9 protein-coding genes and 1 pseudogene are annotated in these 8,528 nt (G+C 71.7%); 2 read left to right on the top strand and 8 right to left on the bottom strand.

Features of this window, described 5'->3' with window-relative positions; all coding sequences use genetic code 11:
- Positions 1–334 precede the first annotated feature (334 nt).
- Both ACZ6QQ_RS04475 and ACZ6QQ_RS04470 read left to right on the top strand, forming a co-directional pair.
- A complete protein-coding gene (locus ACZ6QQ_RS04475; protein ID WP_465874557.1) occupies positions 335–1,213 on the top strand; it encodes a hypothetical protein in 879 nt (292 codons plus the stop codon).
- A 102-nt stretch (positions 1,214–1,315) separates the two neighbouring features.
- Positions 1,316–1,528 carry a hypothetical protein gene (locus ACZ6QQ_RS04470; RefSeq protein WP_465874555.1) on the top strand — a complete coding sequence of 71 codons (213 nt, stop codon included), beginning with the start codon at positions 1,316–1,318 and terminating at the stop codon, positions 1,526–1,528.
- Positions 1,529–2,478: 950 nt separating this feature from the next.
- Here ACZ6QQ_RS04470 and ACZ6QQ_RS04465 read toward each other — a convergent pair.
- From ACZ6QQ_RS04465 to ACZ6QQ_RS04430, 8 genes and pseudogenes are all read right to left on the bottom strand, one after another.
- A pseudogene (locus ACZ6QQ_RS04465) lies at positions 2,479–2,769 on the bottom strand (WXG100-like domain-containing protein); the annotation flags it as partial.
- A gap of 95 nt (positions 2,770–2,864) precedes the next feature.
- Positions 2,865–3,182 carry a WXG100 family type VII secretion target gene (locus ACZ6QQ_RS04460; protein WP_465874269.1) on the bottom strand — a complete coding sequence of 106 codons (318 nt, stop codon included), beginning with the start codon at positions 3,180–3,182 and terminating at the stop codon, positions 2,865–2,867.
- Positions 3,182–3,643, bottom strand: a complete 462-nt coding sequence (locus ACZ6QQ_RS04455; protein ID WP_465874268.1) for a YbaB/EbfC family nucleoid-associated protein — start codon at positions 3,641–3,643, stop codon at positions 3,182–3,184. Before ACZ6QQ_RS04455 ends, ACZ6QQ_RS04460 begins: the two co-directional genes overlap by 1 nt.
- Positions 3,640–4,401 carry a hypothetical protein gene (locus ACZ6QQ_RS04450; RefSeq protein ID WP_465874267.1) on the bottom strand — a complete coding sequence of 254 codons (762 nt, stop codon included), beginning with the start codon at positions 4,399–4,401 and terminating at the stop codon, positions 3,640–3,642. The genes ACZ6QQ_RS04455 and ACZ6QQ_RS04450 overlap by 4 nt, the downstream gene beginning before the upstream one ends.
- Positions 4,398–7,097, bottom strand: coding sequence for a hypothetical protein (locus tag ACZ6QQ_RS04445; protein WP_465874265.1), 2,700 nt, complete (start codon positions 7,095–7,097; stop codon positions 4,398–4,400). Before ACZ6QQ_RS04445 ends, ACZ6QQ_RS04450 begins: the two co-directional genes overlap by 4 nt.
- Positions 7,098–7,100: 3 nt before the next feature.
- A complete protein-coding gene (locus ACZ6QQ_RS04440; protein ID WP_465874263.1) occupies positions 7,101–7,787 on the bottom strand; it encodes a WXG100 family type VII secretion target in 687 nt (228 codons plus the stop codon).
- A gap of 86 nt (positions 7,788–7,873) precedes the next feature.
- Positions 7,874–8,155: a hypothetical protein gene (locus ACZ6QQ_RS04435; protein WP_465874262.1), complete on the bottom strand. Its 282-nt coding sequence runs from the start codon at positions 8,153–8,155 to the stop codon at positions 7,874–7,876.
- Positions 8,156–8,196: 41 nt separating this feature from the next.
- Entirely contained in the window at positions 8,197–8,484 is a 288-nt protein-coding gene (locus ACZ6QQ_RS04430) for a WXG100 family type VII secretion target (protein ID WP_465874261.1), read from the bottom strand.
- Between the last annotated feature and the right edge of the window lie 44 nt (positions 8,485–8,528).

Below are 8,528 nucleotides of genomic sequence, written 5' to 3'. Positions count from 1 at the left end.
TGCGCCCGCAACGTCCGCCGCGGTCAACAGGTCGCCGCTCGACCCGTCCGGGGCGGACGTCGGCGTCCCGGTCGATGCCCGGTCGTCGCTGGGGCGGGCGGCCGGGCGCGGCACCACGTATCCGAACACGGCGCCACTCGCGTCGCCGTCGTCCCGCGTGGCCGGCGCGTTGGGTCCGGTGACATGGGGCGTAACGCTGACGCCGGTCGTGGCGGTTTGCCCATGATGCCGGGCACCCGTTGCAGGATCACCGGACGAGACGGTCGACGCCGGCCTCGCCGACGCGGCATCCCCCGCCGCAGGCATAGGCGTCATCGAGGCCGTCGAAGTCGGCGTGGCCGTCGGAGTCGGGGACGGGGACGTTGTCGGAGTCGGGGACGGGGACGTTGTCGGAGTCGGGGACGGGGACGTTGTCGGAGTCGGGGACGGGGACGGGAGTGGGGATGGATTCGGCGTCGGGGTGGCTGGTGGGACGGGGGTAGCGGCCGGCGACGGCACGGCCGACGAAGACGGAGTGGTCGCTGATGTCGACGCTGCCATCGGCGCCGAGCTGGCAGTTGACGTCGGCGACGCCGTCGAGGAGGGGGTAGCCGTCGGCGTCGAGGCGGCCGCCGAAGGTGGGGCGGACGCCGCAGTCGGCGAAGCCGTCGACATTGAGGTGGTTGCCGGCGCCTGCGCAGGTGCGGATGTCGCTGTCGACAGCGGCGTAGCCGGTGAGGTCGGGGTCGGGGTCGCAGCGGCGGACGTCGGCGTACCGGTGGGCGTCATTGATCCCGACGCCGGTGTGGACGCCGACGCCGCGGTGGCTGGTGATGGTGCGCCGGCGGTCGCGAGCGGTGTTCCGCCGACCGTCACCGCCGGAGGTGCTGCGGTCGTCGGTGTCGACGACGGTGCCGTGGTGAGCGATGGAGCTGACGTGGCCGGCGACGAGGTCGCAGCCAATCCGGGCACCGCCGTACCGGCCGTCGTCGCCGCCGGGATGCCTGGCGCCGAGGCGGCGGGTGATGCGGTGGCGGGGCCGACCGCCGGGCTTCCGGACTCCCGGTCGCCGGCCGGACCGGACCCGGTATGCGCACCCTCCGGGGTGGCGGTCAGCGGACCGCCCTCGCTCGCCGTCGGGCCTGTGACACCGCTGCCGAAATCCGTTGCGGCAGGAGGTCCGCCGTGGCTCGCCGTTCCGGAAGGACCGGCGGCCGCCGACTCCGAGCCCTGAGCCGCTGCGGTCGAACCTGCGATCGCAGTCGGCTCCCCTCCCACCGGACTCTGCGACCCGACGCCAGCTGACACCGGAACCGGCGAGGTACCGCCGCCGGGCGTGGACAAAGAAGACCCGCCCCCACCTGCGGACGTACTGTTCGGCGATGCCGACGTGGGCGTCGTTGCCGAACCGGTCGGCGCGGCGCCGCCGCCGAGCTGTCCCGCCGACGCTCCGCCGACCGTCGCGACCGGCGCGCTGCCGGCCGCAACACCCGTAGGCGTACCGGACCCGGAAGCCGCCGACGCGGTCCCGGAGGTGGCTCCTGTCTGAGCCGATCCGACCGATGGTCCTGCGGCGACCCCGGAACTCGCACCCCTGGCGGGCGTGGCTGTAGACGCCGGTCCCGCAGACGAGACCGGCGACGCAGACACCGCCGCCGCGCCACCGGAGGTCACCGGTCCGGTCGACGCCGAGGTCGAATCCGTGGGCGTCGAAACAGGTGCGGCTGAAGCTGACACGGGTGGGGAGCCCGCCTTCGACGCGCCCTCCGAACTGGACCCAGCGTCCGGCACGCCAACTGAGGTGTCCTCCTTGGAGGACCCGTCGCCTGAATTTTCCGTGACGTCATCGCCGGACTTCTCCCCGACCTGGTCGCCGGGCTTCGCGTCGGACTCGTCGACGGCCTCCTCGTAGGTGGGAAGGCCGTCCAGATCCGGCACCGCCACCTCGCCCACGCCGCCGCCGTGACCGCCCGCGGATGGACCGCCCTCGGACGCGCCGCCGATCGCCGCCGCGGTCACGGAACCCCAGTTGAACTGCTGGCCGAAGATCGCGCCGGTGCTCGCGTCCGCGACGGCCCCGCCGACGCCCTGCGCGGTCGCGGAGATGGCGCCGTACGCACCCTTGAACCTGATGTCCGTGATCTCGCGCAGCCCGTCCCCGGTGATACTCCGGGTGGAGTTCGTCCACGCGTTCGCCAGGTGCCGGGCCGCCTCGCCGGCGACGAGGCGGCCCGCGCCGGCACCGACACCGCCGAGCACGCTGCCGACGCCGGACACCAGCAGCGAGTCGGTGTCCAGACCGCCGATGCGCAGGCCGCGGGCGAGCTGGGCGAGCTGGGTGGCGAGGTCCACACCGAAGCCGATGGCGACCTCGGTGGCGATCTCCGTTATCAGTGTCCGGAGGATCGCGTACAGGATGCCGCGCGCGGTGGCGACCACCACCGGGATGAAGAGGGCACCGAAGAGGGTGGCCAGCAGCCAGGCGATGGACGCCGCCAGCACGATCAGCTGCACGATGATCGTCACCTTGGACTTCTGGATGTCCGCGGCGGCATTCATCGAGGTCTTGGCAAGGTCCTCGACGACGCTGGTCAGGGCGTCCACGACACTGGGGACATCGCGGCGGACAAGATCGGTGTACGCCGCGGCGGCCGAGCCGGTCATCGCGTCGCCGAGAGAGCGGGCCAGCCGGGGCAGCTCGTCGCGCAGCGCCCGCAGGACCTCCCCGTGGTCGGTCCACATCTGGTGCATGCGTCGCAGCAGCGCCTCGTTGCCCTCCGGCCACTCCATGCCGACCACGACCTTCAGCAGCCGCTGAAGGTCGGGAGGCAGGTCGACGACCCCGGGCCCGGAATCCTCCGCCATCTGGTCCTCCGCGCCGTTCTCTACTCGTTGCGCAGCTCCAGCACGCCGCCGCCTTCGGCGTCGAGTTGCTGGAACGCGTCGGCGATCAGGCGCAGGTTGTCGGCGACCACGCCGAGGGTCTCGGCCGTGGTGCCGATGTCGGCGAGTTGCTGCTCGGCGGGACCGACGTAGTTGCCCTCGAACGCCTTGCCCGGCTCGTCGTCGCCCCAGCAGCCGTGGACGGCGCCGAGGTCGCGCTGCAAACCCTTGAGGGCGTTGCCGAGCCGGTCGCCCGCCGATTCGAGACGGTCGGCCATGCCGTGGACGCCGGGTACGTCCGCGGAGGTGATCTCGGGCATCAGCCGTCCCCCCGCAACCGCGCCCGGTCGGCCGCGGACACCGCGGTCGGCGGCAGGGCGTCCAGCGAAGCGCTGAGGAAGCTGCCCACCACCTGATCCAGGTCGACCTCACCGCCGGCCAGGTCTCGGAACGAGATGCCGGGCAGCACCTCGTCGCCGGCGACGTCGGCGAGTTGGGTCAGGGTCTCGGCGCGGGCCGCCGCGATCGTCTCGGTGATGAGCGAGGCCAGCTCGGCCGGGGCCATCTGGCGGTACCGGGTGTTCGCGAATGTCAGCTTGAGGATCTCGCCGCGACCGTTCATGGTCACCGACAGCATGCGGTCCTTCGACGTGGTCGTCGTACCCTGGGCCATTCGCTCGTGCATCCGCCCGAGCCTTTCCCGTTCCTCGGCGAGCGTCTGCAAGGCGGCCTCGAAGCCGGCGGTCGCGTCACCGGCACCGGGGTGTCTCTGGTCGGTCATGACGGGCTCCTCTCGGGGCGTACGGGTGTTGTGGACCGGCCGCGTCCGGGGATTCCCCAGCCTTCGGCCGGTTCGGCCCAGGGTCCGGGATCGACCGGCGCGGGGATGGTCACGCGCCGCTCGCGCTGCTGCGTGCCGACCGCGCCCATCCCCATGCCCATCCCATTCATCGGCATCATCGGCATCATGGGTGCCCCCGCGCCGGGGGACGCGTTGCCCGGCGGACCGGGCGGGATGTCCGGATCCGGGTCCAGGTCGCCGGCGAACAGCTCGACTCCGGGGGGCGCCGAGCCGGTCAGGTGCCGCCCGGTCGCGGTGACCGGGGGCGGCGCCGGCAGATCGTGCCCGGCCTGGACCAGCGCCACGGCGGCGGACCGCAGGACCACCTGCCCCTGTACGTCGTACGAGCTGGGCCGGGCCTGCGGGTCCGCGGCCTGCCGGGCGACCAGTTCGCCCAGTCGGTCGCGGGCGTCGGCCAGCGAGTCGCCGGCCCGGCGCAGCGCGCTCGCGAAGTCGGTTGCGGCGAGCTGGTCGAGTACGGCCGCGACGTGAGCGGGCGACGCCGTCACGGCGGACGAGGGGTTGGTCACCTGCCAGGCGTCCTCGGCGTCCCACAGGGCTCGCCGGAACCGGTCGCCGAGCTCCGCGAACGCCTGGCGGCGGTCCTCGAAGCGGTCTGCGGCGGCGTAGAGCCACGCGGGCGGCGTGATGCTCAGCCGGGCAGCCACCTCTTCCAGCGGCGCGATGGGTACGGTCACGACGGCCGTCCGATCGCCTCGGCGGAGGCCCCGTCGCCGTGTTCCTCCCAGGCGTCGTCGTCGCCCTCCAGCCAGATGCTGCGTTCCCGGTCACGCGGCGGTTGGTGCCCGTGGCCCTGGCCCATCGGCGGCATCATCGGCATACCCTGACCTGCGGACGGGTCGACGCCCGGGCCGATCGGACCGGCCTGCGCCGTCGGGACGGCCGGGCGCAGATCGGTGAGTGGTCCGCCGGCAGTGCCCACACCGCCCGCGAATCCCGCACCGCCCGCCGACCCCCCGCCGCCGGCCGAGCCCGGCCCACTCGGCGAGCCGGAGCCGCCGCCCGCTCCTCCGCCGGAGCCGGCTCCGCCGAGGAAGTCGGCGAGGCTGGTCGACCGGCCATCCCCGGTGTGCACGCCGTTTTCCTCGATGAGGTCGTCGAGGGCCGCGGTCGCGGTGTCCCGGGCCTGTTCCAGCGCCTCGATCCGGGCTTTCTCCTCGGCGCTCTCGCCGGGCTGGGCCTCGGCGTCCGCGATCAAGTCGTCGATCGCGTCGCCAAGCGCCTCCCGGGCATCGCCGACGGCGTCGTCGTGCAGGGCATCCTCCGGATCCACGGTGCCGTCTGCCGAGCGGGCCAGCTCGTCCAGGCTGTCCTCAAGCGCGTCTCGGGCCTCCTCAAGCGCGTCCCGGCGCTGCTCCTTGGACTCGGGGTCCGCGCCACTGGCCTCATTCTGCGCAAGCAGCTCATCGATGGCGTCGTTGGCCGCGTCCCGCGCGTCCTGCACGGCTTCCCCGGCCGTGCTCGCCTCGCCCGCGCCCTTCAGGTCCTCGATGGCCTTGCCCGCAGCCTGCCGGGCGTCGTCGAGCGCCTGCTGTCGTTCGGCGGCGGCGCTCGGCCCGCTACCCGGGCCCGGCCCACTGCCCGATCCGGGACCGCCACCGGAACCCGGGCCACTACCGGAACCGGGGGCGCTGCCCGAGCCGGTCCCCGCGCCGGGCATCCCCGACGACAGGTCTGCGATCGCGTCGTCCGCAGCCTCCTTCGCGTCGTCCAGCGCCTTCTGTCGCGCGGCCTCGGACGATTCCCCGCCGCTACCCGTCTCTGTGCCGGTGCCGGGGTTGACGCCGCCGGCACCGCTCGCCGGGTCGGAGGACTCGGTCGGCAGACCGCCTCCCGAGGAGCCACTGCCCGGCGCTCCACCGCCGGCCGACTGGAGACCCTCGATCGCGTCGTTGGCCGCCTTCTGCGCGTCGTCCAGCGCCTTCTGGCGCGCCTGCTCGGCACCGCCGTCGGTGCTGCCCTTGCCGCCGCCGGAGCTGCCCGATCCGCCGCCCGGCATGCCGCCCCCGCTGCCGGAACTGCCGCTGCCGGGACTACCTCCGCCGCTACCCGGGCTGCTGCCGCTGCCGAGGCCCCCACCGGGGCTGCCCCCGCCGCTGCCCTTGCCGCCACCTGAGCTGCCTGACCCCGGACTCCCGCCGCCGCTGCCCTTGCCACCCCCCGAACTGCCTGACCCCGGACTCCCGCCGCCGCTGCCCAGACCCGGCATGCCACCGCCCGCGCCGGAGGTCTCCCCGCCCGAGTTCATCAGGCCGTCGATCGCGTCGTTCGCCGCGTTCTGCGCATCCTGCAGAGCGGCCTGCCGCTGCGCCTCGCCGTCGTCCCCGCCGGAACCCGAGCCGGAGCCGGACTCACCACCGCCGGAACCCGAGCCGGAGCCGGAACCCGAGCCGGACTCGCTGCCCTGTAGCGCGCTGTCGCCGAGACCGCTGCCGGACAGGCCGCCTGGCGACCCATCCGAGCTTCCCGCGCTGTCGTCCGGCGCGGCATCCTGCAGGTCGTCGATCGCCTCCTCCGCCCGGGACTCAGCCTCCTCCCGCTCCGCCGCGTCGTCGCCCGAAGAGGACTCCGAGCCGGAACCATCGGAGGAAGACTCCGAGTCGGAGCCATCTGACGACGAGCCGTCCGACGACGTGGAAGAGTCGTCATCGTCAGAGGACGACGAAGAGTCGTCGCCGGACGAAGAATCGTCGTCGGAAGACGAGGAAGACGAGGAAGAGTCGTCCGCCGCGCTGGTGAAGACGTTCGGCGGCGTGATCTCCAGCGGATCCATTGCCTCGCCCTTGATGGCATATTTGTCGCTCAGCGTCATCAGCAACTGCCGCATGTGCGGCATCATGATGTTCTGCTCGACCATCTGGTACGCCGCGTCCCGCGCCTTCTGCAGCATGTCCGCCGGCGGGGACATCTCGACCGCGTTGTAGGCGTTGTATACCGCCTGCTCGAACAGCTCCTCCTGCTGGTCGGTGAGCTGGTGGAACGTCTCGACCGCCTCCCAGAAGGCGGTGGCGAACACCTTGATGTCGTGCCCGACGTCGCCGACCAGTTGCCCGTACCCGTCCAGCCGGTCGTGCACCGCCCTGCTGTGGTTGAGGAGCTCCGTCGTCCGTTCCTGGAACGTGTCACCCGCCTTGCCGACGAACCCCGGGTCCAGTGCCTTCTTGATCCGGTCGAACTCGTCGTTGATGAGGGCAAGCTCGGCCGCGGCCTTGTCGAAGGCGGCGCCGGCGTCGTGCCAGGCGTTGCCGGTCTCGGCCGTGTTGTCCACTAGCTCGCTGACGTAGGGATGCAGGTCCGTCCACACGTGCAGCGAGGCGAAGGTCTGTCCCCGGGGGGCGGGCGTCTGAAGTGAACCGACGGAATCCTCGGGCATGGCTTACTTCTCGTTGTCCTCGGGCTCGACGCCCACGGTGAAGCTGGTGCTCTGCGGCACCGACTGGTTGTTCTTGCCGTCGGTGAAGAATCCGCCCTCGTAGTCGAAGTCGAGGACCTCGGTGTCGGCGAAGACCACGTCGGGGGTGATGGAGGTGTCGGGGAAGACGGTGACGTTCAGGTCCTCGGGCGCCGGCAGGGTGACCGCTATGGTCCCGTCCTCGGCCTTCGTCGCCTCGCCCGTCATCGGGTCGACCTCGAAGCCGAGTCGCGCGCCGTCGCGGTTGGTGTTGTCTCCGGTGTCGTACGTTTCCTCGCCCTCGGTCGGCGGGATGGTGAGGGCGCCGACCGACCCGGTCCACGCCTCGATCTCGTCGGTGGCCTTGCCCTGCAGCGAGTCGGCGTTCGCCTGGTCCTGCTGCTCGAAGATGTCGGCGATGGTGCGCAGCCGCTCGCCGAGCGCCTCGAAGGATGCCTGCAGGTCGAGGGCGTGCTGGTGCAGTCCGGCGCCGCGGTCGGCGACCACGGCCTCGAGCCATTGCGCGGCATCGAGCTTGCCGGCCTCCAGCGTGCTTGTGTCCGCCGCCGTCTCGAAGATCGTCATGCTGCTGTCGGTGATGAGGCCCTCGATCTGTTTCGCCGCGTCGCGCAACGCCGCGAGGTCGATCTGGGTGCTGTCCGAGCTGGCCATGTCCTTGGCTCCTCTCCGGGCCGATGCGTACGCTCCGCGGGTCGGGCGGCGGCGGAGGCACAGGGACTCCCCGCCGCCCGCGCGGGCTACATGGCGCCGAGCTTCTTGTCGGTCGCCTGGTAGTCGGCGAACTTGTCGGCCAGGTCGTTGCTCCGCTTGAGCGTGGTGTCGTTCAGCTCGGTGATTCCGTCCCGAATGACCTGGGCCTTGTTGTCATAGTTGATGACGTAGTCACCATTGAATGCGAGGACCTTGCGCGCCTCCTGCTGAAGGACATCCAGCTGGGCGAGCACGTTGTCCGAGATGCGCTTCATCTCGTCGTACGCGACGTCCATCGAGTCGTAGTCGTACTTGATGAAATCCGACATCGGGGAAGCTCCTTCTTGGGATCTGAGGGTGAGGACGATGATCAGACGAGGGAGCTGCCCTGCTCCTGGTTCAGTCGCTCCAGCTCGGTCTTGCACTCGCGCAGGTACTCCGCGCAGTCGACGAGCTTGTCGAGGATGCCGCGCATGTCCACGCTCCAGGCGTCCTGGACCGAGTTCAGCTTCTCCATGAGTTCGCCGCTGTTGGCCGAGTAGAGGGTGTTCACAGTGTCGTCAAGACCCTTGCGCTGAGCGTCGAGGTCCTGCTCGGCGGTGTCGTGGTTCTTGGCGGCGTTCTCGACGTCCTGCGGGGTGATATCGGTGATCGCCATGCTGGGTGCCTCCTGTGCGCCGATGATCGCTGGGCACCACCAGA

The organism is Micromonospora sp. NPDC049529 (genome assembly GCF_055586685.1).
Note: the sequence above shows the minus strand (reverse complement) of the source record. Positions and strands in the feature narration are given on the sequence as shown.

Bases quoted from the DNA above. Each gene is read 5' to 3' on its own strand.
- ACZ6QQ_RS04460 (WP_465874269.1), bottom strand. From the start codon at position 3,182: ATGCCCGAGATCACCTCCGCGGACGTACCCGGCGTCCACGGCATGGCC.
- ACZ6QQ_RS04455 (WP_465874268.1), bottom strand. From the start codon at position 3,643: ATGACCGACCAGAGACACCCCGGTGCCGGTGACGCGACCGCCGGCTTC.
- ACZ6QQ_RS04445 (WP_465874265.1), bottom strand. From the start codon at position 7,097: ATGCCCGAGGATTCCGTCGGTTCACTTCAGACGCCCGCCCCCCGGGGA.
- ACZ6QQ_RS04440 (WP_465874263.1), bottom strand. From the start codon at position 7,787: ATGGCCAGCTCGGACAGCACCCAGATCGACCTCGCGGCGTTGCGCGAC.
- ACZ6QQ_RS04435 (WP_465874262.1), bottom strand. From the start codon at position 8,155: ATGTCGGATTTCATCAAGTACGACTACGACTCGATGGACGTCGCGTAC.
- ACZ6QQ_RS04430 (WP_465874261.1), bottom strand. From the start codon at position 8,484: ATGGCGATCACCGATATCACCCCGCAGGACGTCGAGAACGCCGCCAAG.